This window comes from Verrucomicrobiia bacterium, assembly GCA_019634625.1.
Taxonomy (GTDB): Bacteria; Verrucomicrobiota; Verrucomicrobiia; order Limisphaerales; family CAIMTB01; genus CAIMTB01.
In genome coordinates this window covers 64110-79147 of the sequence record JAHCBA010000026.1, presented here as the reverse complement: position 1 = coordinate 79147, position 15038 = coordinate 64110, and the positions used below count along the sequence as shown (strand labels likewise).

Annotated in this window: 16 protein-coding genes; 7 read left to right on the top strand and 9 right to left on the bottom strand. The window is 67.5% G+C overall.

Annotation, left to right across the window (positions count from 1 at the left end):
• Positions 1-82 precede the first annotated feature (82 nt).
• From KF833_15555 to KF833_15540, 4 genes are all read left to right on the top strand, one after another.
• The gene (locus tag KF833_15555; GenBank protein MBX3746724.1) at positions 83-898 is read left to right on the top strand and encodes a hypothetical protein; all 816 of its coding nucleotides are present in this window, start codon (positions 83-85) and stop codon (positions 896-898) included.
• A 312-nt stretch (positions 899-1210) separates the two neighbouring features.
• On the top strand, positions 1211-4024 hold the full coding sequence (locus KF833_15550) for an SUMF1/EgtB/PvdO family nonheme iron enzyme (protein MBX3746723.1): 2814 nt from the start codon (positions 1211-1213) through the stop codon (positions 4022-4024).
• 89 nt (positions 4025-4113) lie between these two features.
• Positions 4114-4806 carry a sigma-70 family RNA polymerase sigma factor gene (locus KF833_15545; GenBank protein MBX3746722.1) on the top strand — a complete coding sequence of 231 codons (693 nt, stop codon included), beginning with the start codon at positions 4114-4116 and terminating at the stop codon, positions 4804-4806.
• A gap of 26 nt (positions 4807-4832) precedes the next feature.
• Complete coding sequence (locus KF833_15540) at positions 4833-5291, top strand: FHA domain-containing protein (GenBank protein ID MBX3746721.1); 459 nt, start codon at positions 4833-4835, stop codon at positions 5289-5291.
• A 490-nt stretch (positions 5292-5781) separates the two neighbouring features.
• Here KF833_15540 and KF833_15535 read toward each other — a convergent pair whose 3' ends face one another.
• The 8 genes from KF833_15535 to phoU (KF833_15500) all read right to left on the bottom strand — a co-directional run bounded on the left by KF833_15535 (position 5782) and on the right by phoU (KF833_15500) (position 12426).
• The gene (locus KF833_15535) at positions 5782-5988 is read right to left on the bottom strand and encodes a hypothetical protein (GenBank protein MBX3746720.1); all 207 of its coding nucleotides are present in this window, start codon (positions 5986-5988) and stop codon (positions 5782-5784) included.
• A 297-nt stretch (positions 5989-6285) separates the two neighbouring features.
• A complete protein-coding gene (gene phoU / locus KF833_15530) occupies positions 6286-6969 on the bottom strand; it encodes a phosphate signaling complex protein PhoU (protein MBX3746719.1) in 684 nt (227 codons plus the stop codon).
• A 17-nt stretch (positions 6970-6986) separates the two neighbouring features.
• Positions 6987-7763 carry a phosphate ABC transporter ATP-binding protein gene (locus tag KF833_15525; GenBank protein ID MBX3746718.1) on the bottom strand — a complete coding sequence of 259 codons (777 nt, stop codon included), beginning with the start codon at positions 7761-7763 and terminating at the stop codon, positions 6987-6989.
• Complete coding sequence (locus KF833_15520; protein ID MBX3746717.1) at positions 7760-8506, bottom strand: phosphate ABC transporter ATP-binding protein; 747 nt, start codon at positions 8504-8506, stop codon at positions 7760-7762. The genes KF833_15525 and KF833_15520 overlap by 4 nt, the downstream gene beginning before the upstream one ends.
• A 44-nt stretch (positions 8507-8550) precedes the next feature.
• Complete coding sequence (pstA, locus tag KF833_15515) at positions 8551-9462, bottom strand: phosphate ABC transporter permease PstA (GenBank protein MBX3746716.1); 912 nt, start codon at positions 9460-9462, stop codon at positions 8551-8553.
• 4 nt (positions 9463-9466) lie between these two features.
• Entirely contained in the window at positions 9467-10363 is an 897-nt protein-coding gene (gene pstC / locus KF833_15510) for a phosphate ABC transporter permease subunit PstC (protein ID MBX3746715.1), read from the bottom strand.
• A 7-nt stretch (positions 10364-10370) separates the two neighbouring features.
• Complete coding sequence (locus tag KF833_15505) at positions 10371-11255, bottom strand: phosphate ABC transporter substrate-binding protein (GenBank protein ID MBX3746714.1); 885 nt, start codon at positions 11253-11255, stop codon at positions 10371-10373.
• Positions 11256-11325: 70 nt separating this feature from the next.
• Entirely contained in the window at positions 11326-12426 is a 1101-nt protein-coding gene (gene phoU, locus KF833_15500; GenBank protein ID MBX3746713.1) for a phosphate signaling complex protein PhoU, read from the bottom strand.
• Positions 12427-12561: 135 nt separating this feature from the next.
• Here phoU (KF833_15500) and KF833_15495 point away from each other — a divergent pair, with 135 nt between their 5' ends.
• From KF833_15495 to KF833_15485, 3 genes are all read left to right on the top strand, one after another.
• A complete protein-coding gene (locus tag KF833_15495; GenBank protein ID MBX3746712.1) occupies positions 12562-13110 on the top strand; it encodes a DUF4149 domain-containing protein in 549 nt (182 codons plus the stop codon).
• Positions 13111-13197: 87 nt separating this feature from the next.
• On the top strand, positions 13198-13503 hold the full coding sequence (locus tag KF833_15490) for an RNA-binding protein (protein ID MBX3746711.1): 306 nt from the start codon (positions 13198-13200) through the stop codon (positions 13501-13503).
• Between the two features lie 41 nt (positions 13504-13544).
• Positions 13545-13724 carry a hypothetical protein gene (locus KF833_15485; protein ID MBX3746710.1) on the top strand — a complete coding sequence of 60 codons (180 nt, stop codon included), beginning with the start codon at positions 13545-13547 and terminating at the stop codon, positions 13722-13724.
• On the opposite strand, the gene fabF is transcribed toward KF833_15485, so the two are convergent.
• Entirely contained in the window at positions 13714-14973 is a 1260-nt protein-coding gene (gene fabF / locus KF833_15480) for a beta-ketoacyl-ACP synthase II (GenBank protein MBX3746709.1), read from the bottom strand. The genes KF833_15485 and fabF overlap by 11 nt on opposite strands.
• Positions 14974-15038 lie beyond the last annotated feature (65 nt).

Here is a 15038-nt window from a genome sequence, read left to right as displayed (position 1 = left end):
ATTCGGGAGGGCGTTGGCGAAGGAAGACGCGGAGCCCGGGCGAATCCGGGCCGCAGAAGCGAAAACCAATCCTCCCAGAATCATGAAGACGACCCTCATTACCCTCATCCTGTCGGCCGCCGCTGCGGTCGCCCTTTTCGGCGGCAAGGCGGTGCGCAGTCATGTCACCACGCTCCGCGACGACGCCAAAGCCTCGGTCCGCAGCGCCACTCCGGCCGACTACGAGGCCCGGCGCATCCGGACCCTGATCGCGTCGATGACCGACGAGGTCCTGGCGTTCTCCGACAAAATCGCCGAGGTGGAGTCCTCGGCTGCCGCCCAACGGCGCGACATCCAGGGGCTTGAGTCCCAGGTGGCGCAGGATCGGACGGACCTGGTGACCGAACGCAACCTGCTGGCCCAGGACCGGCAGACGTTCGAGATCCGGGGCAAGGCGTTCAGCCGGGCCCAGGTGGAAGCCTCGGCCCAGGCCCGGTTGGCGCGGATGGAACGGGATCGGGCGACCCTGGAGACGAAGCAGGCGGCGGTGGAACGTCTGGAGTCGGCGGTGCGGGAAGGGCGGGCCCGGTTGCAAAGCGCCAGCGAGGCGCGGGATGCCAAATTGCGGGAGTTGGAACTTCTCGAGGCGCAGTTTGCGAATGCGGCTCTGAGCCGCGAGTTGCAAACCCTGGCCGCCCCGCTGGATACGGTGTCGCTGACCCGGTCCCAGGGCGAGTTGGCGGAGTCGATGAAGGCCTTTGGCGAGCGGGTTAGGCGCGAGGAGCGTCAGGCGCACACCGCGGGCGGGACGCGCTCCTCCTCGGTGAACGGAGTCATCGCCCACAACGAAGGGCCGGGTCAACCGGGTCTCCTCGACCAGATCGACCGCATGCTGACGGCTCCGGCCGACGCCCGGTGAGTCGAGACGGTGCTCCCCCGGGGACCCCATGGAGCAATGGGGTTCCCGGGCGGCGAACGGCCCTTCACGACGCCATGCATCTCCGGGTTGTCGGTCAGGATGCAGTCGTTCGGAGGGACGAACTCCGTGAGTCCTCAACCCAACGCTCCACACCGTTGCGGGCTCGTGGAACTCGCCCCTCCGATGACACGCTGCACCGTTCGCGACCGCACCTATCGATCCAGTCTTGGCGGCCCTCCCGAAAAAGCCTCACAGTCCGGTCCAACCGCGACCGGTGATCCGCCCCGAACCCACTCCCTTCCACCGGTCCCTGTGAAGACGTCATCGAGCCATACGCATCCGTATCCGGAGTACCCGACACGCCTGCTGGTCGTGGCGTCCGGGCCGATCAAGCCGCCGATCGTGTTCGGCGCGTACGAGCTTCAATCCCTGGTCCGCCGCTCGAACATGAGTCTGCTGTGCCGGGGTATCCGGCTCGGGACGCAGGAGGCCGTGGCGGTAAAGATCTGCCTGCCGGGAGCGGATCGACCGCGGTTCCAACGGGAGATTCAGCACACGCAGAGCATCCGGAGCCACGGGGTGATCAAGGTTCAGGACGAGGACGTGGGGGTTGCCAAGGACGGCTGCCCTTACTATGCGACCCGCTGGATCGACGGGCCCAGCCTGGCGGAGCGGTTGGCGGATCCCAGGGTGCCTGTCGAAGCCCGGTTGGAGGTCGTCGAGGAACTGTGCCGCATCGTCGGGCTCCTGCACGAGAAGGGCGTCCGTCACCGCGACCTGAAACCCTCGAACGCCATGCTCGAGGACGGCGGCAGGAAGGTGGTCCTGCTCGACCTCGGCCTCGCCCGCGCCGATCACGATACGGATCTGACTGCCACGGGGGCCGCTGCCGGGGGCACGCCGGGTTACATGCCTCCCTGGGTGGTCGAGCACCCGGAGTGGGTTGAGGACTATCAGCGCCAATGGGATGTCCATTCCCTGGGGGTGATCCTGGTGGAAGCCCTGACCGGCGAGCGACCAAAGGGGCCCCGGGATCCGCGCTTCACGGCCGACGGCGTCGCTGGCTTGCTGAAGGACAAGCTTCCGAAGGATCGACGTTTCGATGCGTTGGCCACGGCATGCCTGGCTTCAGACCCCAGGAACCCGGAGTGCCCCCGTGACGCGGACGACCTGTATAACCGCCTGCGGGCGTGCCGGGGGTTGCGCGGGCGCGGGTCCGGCGCCCGGTGGGTGGTGCGGGCCGGGGTGGGGTTGGCGATGGCGTTGGGGATCGGTGCGCTGGGCATGGCGGTTGCCTTCCCGGAGGCCTGGCACGAGTGGGGCGATCGGATCCGCGGGCTGGCGTCCGCCTGGGTTGCCGGGACCGGAGGATCGCCGGCCGTGGAGGACTCCCCGATGCAAGAGGCGGCGCTCCATCCGCTGATCATCCCTAATCCCTCCCTGAGCCAGCGGTTGCTGCGGGTCCGGGTGTGGCCCGAGGGCGCCACCGTCCGGGTCGTCGATCATCAGGCCAACGGGGGCGTGCTGGCCGAACGACAGGCGCCGGCTTCTGGGGAACTGGAGTTCGATCTGCCGGAGGATCCTGAGGCCCAGTATGGGCTGGTGGTGTTCAAGCCGGGTTACCAGGTCAACCAGCAGCGGATCCGGGCCGGCAGCGACACCGAGGTGATCGACGTCCAGGTGCACCTGGATCGTCTGCGGGGCGAGGTGCTGTTGAAGTCCAACCCGGGCGCCCGCCTGACCCTGACCGATGCGGCGGGGGCGTCGCGGACCGTGGGACCGGTCGAGTCGGGGGGTGAACTGCTGGTGCGATCCCTCGAGGAAGGGGACTGGGTCTTCCGGATCGACCTCGCGGATCACGCCCCGGCCACCGGTCGAATCACGAGATTGGTCCAGGGCAGACAGCACTTGCTGGACCGTCCCCTGGCGCCCTTGCCCGGAAGGCTTTCGGTGGTCGGGCATCCGACGATGGCGATCTGGATGGGTGAGAACCGGCTCCAACCCAGCAACGGATGGATGGAACTGCCCGCCGGGGTTCACGATCTGCAATTGCGCCGGCCGGGGTTCCGTTCGGAGATGCTGCGGGTGGAGATCCCGCCCAATCGAGCGGTGTCGCGGGTGGCGCCGGAGTTCACGGCAGAGGCGGAGGTGGTCGAGAAACAAACGCTGCCCGCGGACTTGGTCGCAGTGGCCGACGCCCGTCCGGCGCCCCTCGAAGGGCTGTATGCCGGCAGCCGGGAGGCGCAGCAGCGGCAGATCGCGGCGGCGCAGGCGGCGAGTCTTCCGTTGGAAGTTCGGACGGCCCAGTTCGACATCGCGTTGCGCTTCGTGCCGGGCGGCACGTTTCAGATGGGAAGTCCTGCCAATGAGGAGGGGCGTGGCTTGGACGAGAGCACCCGACAGGTGACGCTTTCTCGGGCCGTTTATGTGGGCAAGTACCCGGTGACGCAGTCAGTTTGGCAAGCGGTGATGTGGGGCAACGCGAGAACGTCCCTAGTTTCACGAGTCATGGATCACGACGAGTCGATTTGGCAAGCGATGAAGGGAAGCAACCCGAGCCATTTCAAGACAACGGGGGGCGCGGGCCCGGTGGAGATGGTGAGTTGGAATGACGCCCAGGAGTTTATCAACCAGCTCTGCAACCGGCTGCGGGTGCCGCGGGGGACATATCGGCTGTTGACCGAGGCGGAGTGGGAATACGCCTGCCGGGCGGGAACCACCGGGCCGGCTTACGGCCCCTTGGACCAGATCGCTTGGTACGATGCGAACAGTGGCCGCACGACGCATCCAGTGGGAGGCAAGCAGGCCAACGCCTTTGGGCTGCACGACATGTTGGGGAATGTGTGGGAATGGTGCTCGGACTGGCATGGCGCATATTTGACCGGCGCGGAGATTGATCCCAGCGGCCCCGGTGGCGGTTGGCTGCGCGTAAGTCGCGGCGGTTCCCGGATCGGCAGGTTCTGGTGGAGCAGCGAGTCCTCCATCGCCTCCTTCGACTCGGCGGCGTGGAGCAGCGAGTCCTCCATCGGCTCGGCGGCGTGCAGTCGCTCAGCCTCCCGCCGCCGTCTTGCCCCCGGCGTTCGCTCTCCCTTCTTGGGCTTCCGCCTCGCCAGGGCGATTCCATGATCCTCTCCGTGCTGTTCAGGCGCCGGCGAAGCGGCTCCTCCGCCCGCGATAGCGAGGCGAGGGGAGCGGATACTCTTTAAGCCACGGACATGAACTTTCCGGATACCCGCCCTTCGTTGATCTCCCGAGCGTTGCGTGGGGATGAGATGGCGCGGGAGGACGCGTGGAGACAGTTGGTCGAGGGATACACGGGCCCGGCCATGGCGTTCTTGCAGCATCGATTGGGTTTGAATGGCCACGATGCCGAGGACGTGTGGCAGGAGGTCTGCATGGGGTTCACGGGCCGGCTCGGTCACTACGATTCCAACCAGGGGAGGTTCCGTGCCTGGCTGGTGGGGATGTTGCGGCATTCCTGTTGGGATCACCTGAAGCGCGGGCAGGCGAAGAAGCGGGGCCGGGCGTTGACGGATTCCTACGATGCCCCGTTGTCGGATGACGATCCCACGGGGCCGAGTCGCTGGGAGACTTTGGCTGCGCAGGATGCGGAGCGGTGGGCGGCGAACGAACGGACTGTGGATGACGCATTGCGGGCGGCGCTGAGGGATTACTCGGGGAAGGGCGGGGTGGATGAGGTGGCGGTGTACCTCGACTGGTTCTGGAACGGGGCGCCGCCGGTGCAGCGGCGGAAGTCCCAATCGAAGCCGACGGGCGGCCAGGCCAGCAAACCCGCCCATGACAGCAACGCCGAGATCGCCGCCCGCCACGGGATCACCGTCGCGCAGTTGGAGTACCTCCGTAAGAAGGTGGAGGCCCACCTGCAGAAGCGTTGGGACATGGATTAGCAGCCCGAAAGAGAAGGAGCGGACTCATGCCAGATGAACACGGTGAATCCACACGACCCTGGTCCCCGGGTGAGGTCACGACGCTGCAACGTCGCCTGATCGAGAGCGGGCGGGTGCTGAGGGCGTTCGAGGACTGCTTGGAAGTGCCCTGCCTGCTTTGGACTTCGGGAGGTGGCGCCGGGAAGGAGACGGTGCAGGCCCTGCCCTTGGAGCATCCGGTGGTGACCGTCGGGCGGCGCGGGGATCCGCCGCTGGCGTTTTCGGAGGATCGCTCGATGAGCAACCGGCATTTCCGGGTGCTGCGGGGTCCGAACGGCGTGTGCTACGCGGAGGATCTGGGATCGACGAACGGGCTGTGGATCAACGGACGGCAGGTCGCGTCGCGGCGGTTGGTGCATGGCGATTCGATCCACGCGGGGAATCAGGATTTCGTCTTTCACGCGGGCGGCGCAACGCTGGCGGGATTGTCGAGGGTCGAAGAGTGAAGCGGGGTGGTGAGATCGGAGGGACCGTTGGGTGTCCACGCTTCAGCGTGAGCCTCCCAAATCCGCCCCCGACACGCTAAAGCGTGCACACCCAACAAAGTCCGACCCAGCCTTGGCCCCCCCCACGTCCCCGCCCTGCCAACGCACCCCAGTCCTTCGCAGCAGTCCTCGTCCTCGTCCTCGTAATCTTAATCTTACTCGAAACCGCCCTGCCCGGTTCGCAGGCGAAATGGCAGGTCCGAACAGGATCGAACCCGCCGGACCCGCTTTGACGCGACGCTGAAGCGGTGTGCCTGCGAGTCGAGGACGAGTACGAGTACCGCCCTCCGGGCTGAGTACGAGTCCCGGGGGAGGGGAAAAGGGTGTGGAGCGATGGGATGGCGGACTCGCGGAGCTCGTCCCTCCGGAGGGTGAAGCGAGGGTGGTGAAGTCGGAGGGACCGTTGGGTGTCCACGCTTCAGCGTGAGCCTCCCAAATCCGCCCCGACACGCTAAAGCGTGCACACCCAACAAAGTTCGACCCAGCCTCTGCCCCCCAACGTCCCCGCCCTGCCAGCACACCCCAGTCCTTCGCAGCAGTCCTCGTAATCGTAATCGTACTCGTGCTCGTGCTCGTGCTCGTGCTCGTGCTTGTGCTCGTGCTCGTGCTCGTGCTCGTGCTCGTGCTCGTGCTCGTGCTCGCCCAGCCCATTGCGCATGCGAAATGGCAGGTCCGAACAGGATCGAACCCATCAGACCCGCCATGAGGCGACGCTGAAACGGTGTGCCTGCGGGTCGAGAACGAGTACGAGTACCGCCCTTCGGGCTGAGTACGAGGACTGAGGGAGGGGGAAAGAGTGTGGTGCGTTGGGATGGAGGACTCGCGGAGCTCGTCCCTCCGGGGGGGGGGGTGAAGCGAGGGTGGTGAAGTCGGGCCACGGAGCTGCATCCCCGAAGATCGCGCTGTCGTGAGCTTCGTTGCCCTTGATTGCTGGAATACGGCTGAGGAGGCGGGTTCAGGGCGAAGCGGGGGCGCCGGGGGTGTTGGGAGGTTTCCGGGTGTGGCGGATGTCGCGGGCTTCGCTGAGGTACACGACCTCTTCGGCGATGTTCTTGGCGTGGTCGCCGATGCGTTCGAGGCGTTTGGCGATGGCCATGAGGCCGAGGCAGCGGGTGACGTTGGCCGGGGTCTGGATGAGAAGCGCGGTGAATTCCTGGTGAAGCTGGCGGTTGACCTGGTCGATCTCGCGGTCGCGGGGGATGACGGCGCGGGCCTGGTCGGCATGGCCGGCAACAAAGGCCGCCAGGGCGGCGTCGAGGAGGTCGAGGACGAGATGGGCCATGGCGGCGAGGTCGCCGGGGGACTGGAGCTGGGGTTCGCGATTGAGGGCGCGGGCGCGGCGGGCAATGGCGGTGGCCTCGTCACCGACGCGTTCGAGGGCGTGTCCGATCTTGGTGGCGACGAGGATGAGGCGGAGATCGCGGGCAAGCGGGGCGCCGAGGAGAAGCTGGAGGGCCAGTTCGTCGATCTCGACCTCGAAATCGTCGAGGATGTTGTCGGCCTCCTCCACGCGGGCGACGAGGTCGTCGTCGCGTTCGGTGAAGGCCTTCATGGCCTGGCGGACCTGGTTGGCCGCGTGGCTGGCCATGAGGAGGAGCCGCTGGCGAAGGGCGGCGAGATCGGCTTCGAGGTGGGTCATGACGGGCGGTGGACGGATCAGCCGTAGCGGCCCTCGATGTAGTCGGCGGTGCGGGGATCCCTGGGGGAGAGGAAGAGGTCCTCGGTGCGGCGATGTTCGATGAGTTCGCCGAGGAGCATGAAGATGCATTCGCGACTGACGCGGCTGGCCTGGGCCATGTTGTGGGTGACGATGACGAAGGTGTAGCGGCCGGCGAGGGCGAGCATGAGTTCCTCGATGGCGCGGGTGCCGTCCACGTCGAGGGCGGAGCAGGGTTCGTCGAGGAGGATGAGGTCGGGTTTCAGGGGGAGGAGCCGGGCGATGCAGAGTTTCTGCTGCTGTTCGAGCTGGAGGGTGGTGGCGCGGGTGTCGAGGCGGTCCTTGAGATCGTCCCAGAGGCCGACTTCGCGGAGGGCGGATTCGACGGCGGCATCGGTGTCGGAGCGGGGGATGCCCCGGCCGTCGGGCTGATGGATGCGGAGGCCGAAGACGATGTTTTCGTACACCGAGATGGGGAGGGGATTGGGGCGCTGGAAGACCATGCCGACGGAGCGGCGGAGTTCGATGAGGGAGACGTCGGGGTCGTAGATGTTTTTGCCGAGGATGGAGATGCGGCCGGTGGTGGTGACGTAGCCGTAGCGTTCGTTGATGCGGTTGAAGCAGCGGAGGAGGGTGGTTTTGCCGCAGCCGGAGGGACCGATGAGGGCGGTGATGGTGCCGTGGCGGATGCGGGTGGAGACCTCGCGGAGGGCCTGGAACCGGGCGTACCAGAGGTTGAGCCCCTGGGTTTCGATGCAGAACTCGGGGGCGTTCATCCGAAGATGCCGTGGACGTACTCGTAGGTTTTCGGATTGGCGGGGCGGTCGGAGAAGATGACGTCGCTGCGGTCGAGTTCGACGATTTCGCCCTTCCAGAGGAAGAGGGTGCGGTCGGCGAGGCGGCGGGCCTGCTGCACGAGATTGGTGACAAGGAGGATGGTCATGGAGGCCTTGAGTTCGCGGAGGACATCCTCGATGCGCATGGTGGTGACGGGATCGATGGCGATGGAGAACTCGTCGAGGCAGAGGATTTCGGGGTCGTGGGAGAGGGCGCGGGCGATGGTGAGGCGCTGCTGCTGGCCGCCGGAGAGCTTGGTGCCGAGCATGTCGAGGCGGTCCTTGACCTCGTCCCAGAGGGCGGCCTGGCGGAGGCAGCGTTCGACGCGGGCATCGAGATCGGAGCGGGCGCGGACACCGGCCATGCGGGGGGCGAAGGCGACGTTGTCGTAGATGGACATGGGGAGTCCGACGGGGAGCGGGGCGACCATGCCGATGCGGCGTCGGAGTTCGAAGATATTGCGGACCTGGCGGATGTTTTCCCCGGCGACCTCGACGTCGCCGGAGACGCGGGCGCCGGGGATGAGGTCGAGGGTGCGGTTGAGGACTTTGAGGAGGGTGGTTTTGCCGGACTGGGCGGGGCCGATGATGCCGAAGATCTCGTGGCGATGGATATCGAAGGAAATGCCGTGGAGGGCCTCGTGGTGGCCATAGGAGGCGCGGAGGCGGCGGACCCGGATCATGGGGTCGGCGGCGGTCGGGGCGGGTTGGGGGGAGGGGGTTGGGGTTACCATCGCTTGCGGGAGCGGAGCCAGGTGCGGAGGACGATGGAGAGGGCGTTGACCAGGAGGACGGTGCCGAGGAGGACGACGGCGGTGGCGTAGGGGAGGGCGTCGGGGACGTCGGGGACCTGGGTGGAGACGGTGAACAGGTGCATGGAGAGGGCCATGCACTGGTCGAGGAGTCCGTAGGCGAAGGGATCGCCCGAGGCGACGGCTTTGTAGAACACGGCGCCGGTGAACATGATGGGGGCGGTTTCGCCGGCGGCGCGGGAGACCTGGAGGATGACGCCGGTGAGGATGCCGCTGAACGAGTTGGGGAGGACGACGTGGCGGATGGTCTGCCAGCGGGTGGCGCCGACGTTCCAGCAGGCTTCGCGGAAGGAGAGCGGGACGGAGGCGAGGGCTTCCTTGGTGGAGGCGACGATGACCGGGAGGGTCATGATGGCGAGGGTGAGGGAGGCGGCGAGGATCGAGCGGCCGAGTCCGGCGAAGAGGACGAAGGCGCCGAGGCCGAAGAGGGCGTGAACGATGCTGGGGACGCCGGCGAGGTTGACGACGGCGAGGTTGATGAGGCGGGTGAGCCAGTTGTCGCGGGCGTATTCGTTGAGATAGACGGCGGCGAGGACGCCGATGGGGGTGGCGACGGCGAGGGAGAGGAGGACGAGATAAACGGTGCCGAGGAGGGCGGGCCAGAGGCCGCCTTCGCGCATGCCGCGCCGGGGGCTTTCGAGGAGGAAATCGAGGGACAGCAGCGGGGCGGCCTGGACGAAGAGGTAGGCGAGAATGAGGAGGAGGGGGACGATCATCACGCCGGTCATGGCGCCGAAGACGGCGCGGGCGACGGCTTCGCGGCGCTGCCGGCGCAGGACGCCGGGGGTGATGCGAAAGCGATGTTCTCCGTAGGCTTCGGCGTGCATGGGATCAGGCGCGGCGACGGATGCCGCGGACGATGAAGTCGGCGGCGAGGTTGACGGAGAAGGTGATGATGAAGAGGAGGATGCCGATGATGAAGAGGACCTGGTAATGCTCGGAGTGGACCGGGGCTTCGCCGAGTTCGGCGGCGATGGTGGCGGTGAGGGTGCGGACGGGGTCGAGGGGGGAGAGGGGGATCTGGACGGCGTGGCCGGTGGCCATGAGGACGGCCATGGTTTCGCCGACGGCGCGGCCGACGCCGAGGAGGACGGCGGCGAGGAGGCCATTGCGGGCGGCGGGGAGGAGGACGCGGCGGACGATCTGCCAGCGGGTGGCGCCGAGGGCGAGGGCGGCTTCGCGGTAGGAATCGGGCACGGCCTTGAGGGCGTCCTCACCGATGGAGACGATGATGGGGACGCTCATGAGGGCGAGGATGATGCCGCCGTTGAGGACGGTGAGGCCGATGGGGGCGCGGAAGACGACGATGATGAGTTCGTTGAGGAGGGTGAGGCCGATGAAGCCCCAGACCACGGAAGGGATGGCGGCGAGGAGTTCGATGACGATCTTGAGGGTCTCGCGGAGGCGGGGCGGACAGAACTCGGAGATGAAGATCGCGGCGCCGAGGCCGAAGGGGACGGCGATCACCATGGCGAGGAGGGTGACGCTCGCGGTGCCGGCGATGAGGGCAAGGGCGCCGTAGCGGACGCGGGTCTGGGAGGAGGGATACCACTCGATGCTGGTGAAGAACTCGAGGGGCTTGAAGCCATCGAAGAGGAAACCGGCGCCTTCGCGGAAGACGAAGAAGAAGATGCCGAAGACGAAGATGATGGCGCTGAGGCCGCAGAGGCGGATGGTCCATTCCATCAGCCGCTCGACGAGCAGGTCCCGTTCGCGACGAAGCAGCATGGGTGGGTCAGGGGGAGGGCTGGGAGAGGGGGCGGAGGGGGACGTAGCCGGATTCGAGGACGAGGCGCTGGCCGGCGTCGGTGAAGACCCAGTCCATGAAATCGCGGACACGGGGTCCGGGTTCTCCGGCGGTGTACATGTAGAGGGGACGGGCGATGGGATAGGAACCGTCCTGGGTGGTTTCGAGGGTGGGCAGGACGGGGGGTTCGCCGGGGGCGCGGGCGACACCGAGGGCCTTCACGTGGCTGTTGGCGTAGCCCATGCCGCTGTAGCCGATGGCGCAAGGGGTGCGGGCGATCAGTTCGACGACGTCCTTGGAGCCGTGGAGGTCGAGGGAGCCGAGTTTGAAATCGGCGCCTTTGCCGAGGACCGCCTCGCGGAAGTAGTGGTAGGTGCCGGAATTGGACTGGCGGCTGACACGGATGATGCGGTCGCGACGGCAGGCGGGGTGCTGGATGCCGAGGTCGGACCAGCGATGGATGGCGCCGTGTTCGCGGTAGATGTCGCCGATCTGGTCGAGGGTGAGTTCGGTGAGGGGATTGTCGCGATGGACGAAGACGGCGAGGGCGTCGTAGCCGACGATGAACTGCCTGGGTTCCCGGCCGGTTTCCTCGAGGGCGCGGGCGATTTCGCGGGGCTCGATTTTGCGGCTGGAATTGGCGAGATCGACGGTGCCGTTGATGAGGGCGGCGATGCCGGTGCCGGAGCCGCCGCCGGAGACCTCGACGGAGACTTCGGGGACGAGTTCGGCGTATTCCTCGGCCCAGGCGAGGGCGAGGTTGACCATGGTGTCGGAGCCGGCGTTCTGGATGACGTCGCGGGTGTGGGCGAGGCCGGCGGTGTCGCGGCCGAAAGGGCGGCATGCGGCGGTCCAGCAGGCGGCGGCGGGCATTGTGGCAAGGAGCCAGGAGCGCCGGGTCCAGAGGGGGGATGGACCGTTCGGGGCGGTGGGATGCATCGGGTCAGTCGTGGCCGATGGCCTGGAGGAGCGGGTGGAGGCGTTGTTCGAGGGAACGCCAGGCGGTGTCCCAGCCCTCGTCGCCGGCGCCGGAGTCGGAAAGGGTGGTTGGATCGGGGGTGGGCCAGTCGAGGCAGAGGGTTTTCGAGGGGGCGAGCGGAAAGACGCTGCGCGCCACTTCGCTGAGGGCGATGACCAGGTGATGTTCCTCGGGGGAGGGGACCTGTCCCAGGGAACGGGAGGTCAGCGTGCGGATGTCCACGCCGCGGCGCTGGAGGAAGTCGCGGGTGCGGGGGTCGGGTGGGCCGGGGCGCATGCCGGCGCTGTGGAAGACAAAGCGGTCGTCGGCGGCGCGGCGGGCGATGGCCTCGGCGAGGTGGCCGAGGCAGGCGTGGGTATCGTCCACGAAGAGGATGCGGAAGGCGTCGGCATGGGGGTGGCGGAGGAGCTGGCCGGTGCAGAGGAAGACGACCTCCTCGCAGATGTTCTTGGCCTGGTCGGTGATGCGTTCGAGGCGGCGGGCGATGGTGAGGAGGGTGGTGAGGCCGGGGACGGAGAGTTGTCCGGCGCGCTGCCGGTCGAGGAGGCGGTCACGGATCTGGTCGCGGAGCTGGTCGGCGGCATCCTCGACGGGGATGGTTTGGCGGGCGAGGGATTCGTCTTCGTCGCGATAGGCCTGGAGGGCCCGCTGGAGCATGTCGATGGCGAGGGCGGATTGTTCGGCGAAGGGGGCGAGTTCGGGGGGCGGATCGAGGCGATGGATGCGGAGGGTCTGGCGGGCGACGCTTTCGGCGCAATCGCCGATCCGTTCGAGTTCGCGGACGATGCGGAGGGAGGCGTGGACGAAGCGGAGGGTGCGGCCGGCGGGCTGGTGGCGGACGAGGAATTCGAGACCGAGGCGTTCGCCATCGGCCTCGTGTTGATCGAGGAGACGGTCGCGGAGGATGACGGCACTGGCCTCGGTGACGTTGCGGTTGAGGAGGGCATTGCCGGCGCGTTCGACGGCACGGATGGCCATGGCGCCCATGAGGGAGACGTGGGCGCGCAGGCGGTCCACCGCCTGTTGGAGGTGGAGTTCGAGGTGGGAGCCGGCTGGGGCGTTCATGGCTGGCGGGCGATGGGAGGGCTCATGGACCGGTCCCGGGGGATCTTCGGTGCATTCCCACGGGGCTGACAATCCCGATCGGGGACTGGATTCGGGACTTGGCTTGGTTTGAGGGGGTTTTTTAGGGTGCCGCCGGTGATCACGTTCCTGCGCCTGGCCGGATTGGGGACCGCGGCGGTCTGGCTGGGCGGCACCGTGTTTTTCGTGCTGGCGATGGATCCGCTGCTGGGGCGGACGGATGTGCTTCGGCTGCTGGGTCCCTTGCACGCCGGGGAGACGGGGGTGCTGGCCTTGGAGCGCTTCCACCTGTTCCAGGTGGTCTGCGCGACGCTGGCGTTGATCCATGCCCTGGCGGAGTGGTTGTACTCGGGGAGGCCGCTGGATCGGAGGCTGATGGTGCTGCTGCTGAGCCTGCTGGCGTTGGGAAGTGTGGGGCGGGTGTACGTGGCGCCGAAGTGCCGCGATTTCAACATGCAGGCGTACCTGGGGCCGGACCGGCGGATTCAGTTGCAGGCGGTGACGCCCGACCAGCGGCAGGCGGAGCGATCGCTGGGCATCTGGCAGGGGGTGTCGGTGATGGCGAATGTGATTTCCTTGGCTGGCGTGGTGTTGTATTTCCTGCACCAGTCGTCGCCCAACAATGGCGGGCCTCGATTGTTTCCGAGGGCGCGGCTGAGGATTTGACAAAGCCGAGGCAGGTAGAACTCTAGCGGGAGCCACCGCCAAGGGGGCGGGGTCACCGAAGAGGCGTCAACTGGACAGGGACAGGTTATGATCTCACACGAGCGACGGTATCCATCCAACGGGTTTCGAAACAGCGGGGTGCCTCATCCCCCGCCTCCGGAGGAGACGATTCGATCCGAGAAGTTTCAGGTGGAGAGGAAGGTCTTCATTCTCAGCCTGAAGGAGAATCCGCGCGGGCGGTTCCTGAGGATCACCGAGGATGTGGGCGGGCGGCGGGATCATGTGATCATCCCGTCGTCGGGTCTGGAGGATCTGAGGAACATGCTGGACGTGCTGATCCAGGCGGATCGGGAGACGCCGACGAAACTGGCGGACGTCGATCCCGAGGTGTAGGGCTTCGGCGCCAGGCACCCAGGAGAACGCCGCCTTCCGGGTTGACGGAGGCGGCGCTTTCGCTTTTTGGGGATGGGTTGGCTGGCGGATGGCGCCGTGAGCCGGACGGATCCGGGATCAGGAATGGATCGGGGAACGGATCGGGATGGCCGGTGGCGGCGGTGGCGGCGGTGGCGGCGGTGGCGGCGGTGGCGGATCCGGCGGTGGACTTCAGCCGGTGAACCGCCGGGCGGCGAGGGTGGCGTTATGGCCGCCGAATCCGAAGGAGTTGTTGAGGATGGCCTCGACCTTGAGGGAGCGGGCGGTGTTGGGGACGTAGTCGAGGGAGCATTCGGGGTCCGGCTTCTGATAATTGATGGTCGGGGGGACGATGCCGGTTTCGAGGGCCTTGCAGCAGGCGGCCATTTCGACGGCGCCGGCGGCACCGAGCATATGGCCGGTGGCACCCTTGGTGGAGCTGACGGCGAGGTGTTGGGCGTGGGGTCCGAAGACGGCGGCGATGGCCTGGGATTCGCAGATGTCGCCCTGGGGGGTGGAGGTGCCGTGGGCGTTGACGTAGGTGATGTCCCCGGGGTTGAGGCGGGCGGAGCGGAGGGCCTGGCGCATGCAGCGGGCGGCGCCTTCACCGGCCGGGGACGGGGCGGTGAGGTGGTAGGCGTCGGCGGTGTTGCCGTAACCGACCAGTTCGCAGTAGATGCGGGCGCCGCGGCGGCGGGCGTGTTCGAGTTCCTCTAGGACGAGGACGCCCCCGCCTTCGCCCATGACGAATCCGTCGCGGTCCGCATCGAAGGGGCGGGAGGCGTGCCGGGGATCGTCGTTGCGGGTGCTGAGGGCCTTCATGGCGCAGAAGCCGGAGATGCCGAGGGGGACGATGGTGGCTTCGGAGCCGCCGGCGAACATGATGTCGGCATCGCCCATCTTGAGGGTGCGCCAGGCTTCACCGATGGCGTGGGTGGAGGTGGCGCAGGCGGAGCAGGTGGCGACGCAGGGTCCGCGCAGGCGATGGTACATGGAGAAGGCCCCGGCGCCCATGTTGAGGATGAGCATGGGGATCATGAAGGGGGAGACGCGGCCGGGGCCCCGGGCGAGGAGGACCTGATGCTGGTCGCCGGTGGTTTCGAGGCCGCCGATGCCGGAGCCCAGGAACACGCCGATGCGGTCCCGGTCGCAGCGGTCGAGGTCGAGACCGGAATCGCGAAGGGCCTGCCAGCCGGCATGCACGGCGTAATGGACGAAGCGATCGGTGCGCCGGAGTTCCTTGGGGGAGGGGAAGGCCGGGGCGGGGTCGAAATCGCGGACTTCGCCGGCGATGCGGCAGTCGTAGGCGGCGGTGTCGAAGCGGGTGATGAGGTCGATGCCGCAGTCGCCGTTGACGAGCCGGGTCCAGAAGGTCTCGAGGTCGTTGCCGATGGGGGAGACGACGCCGAGGCCGGTGACGACCACACGACGCTCGGTCGGGGAGGGTTCCATGAAGGGGGGTATGGGGAATGGAAAACGGGGCGGGGACGGCATCGTGCCGACCCGGCCGCCCCGTT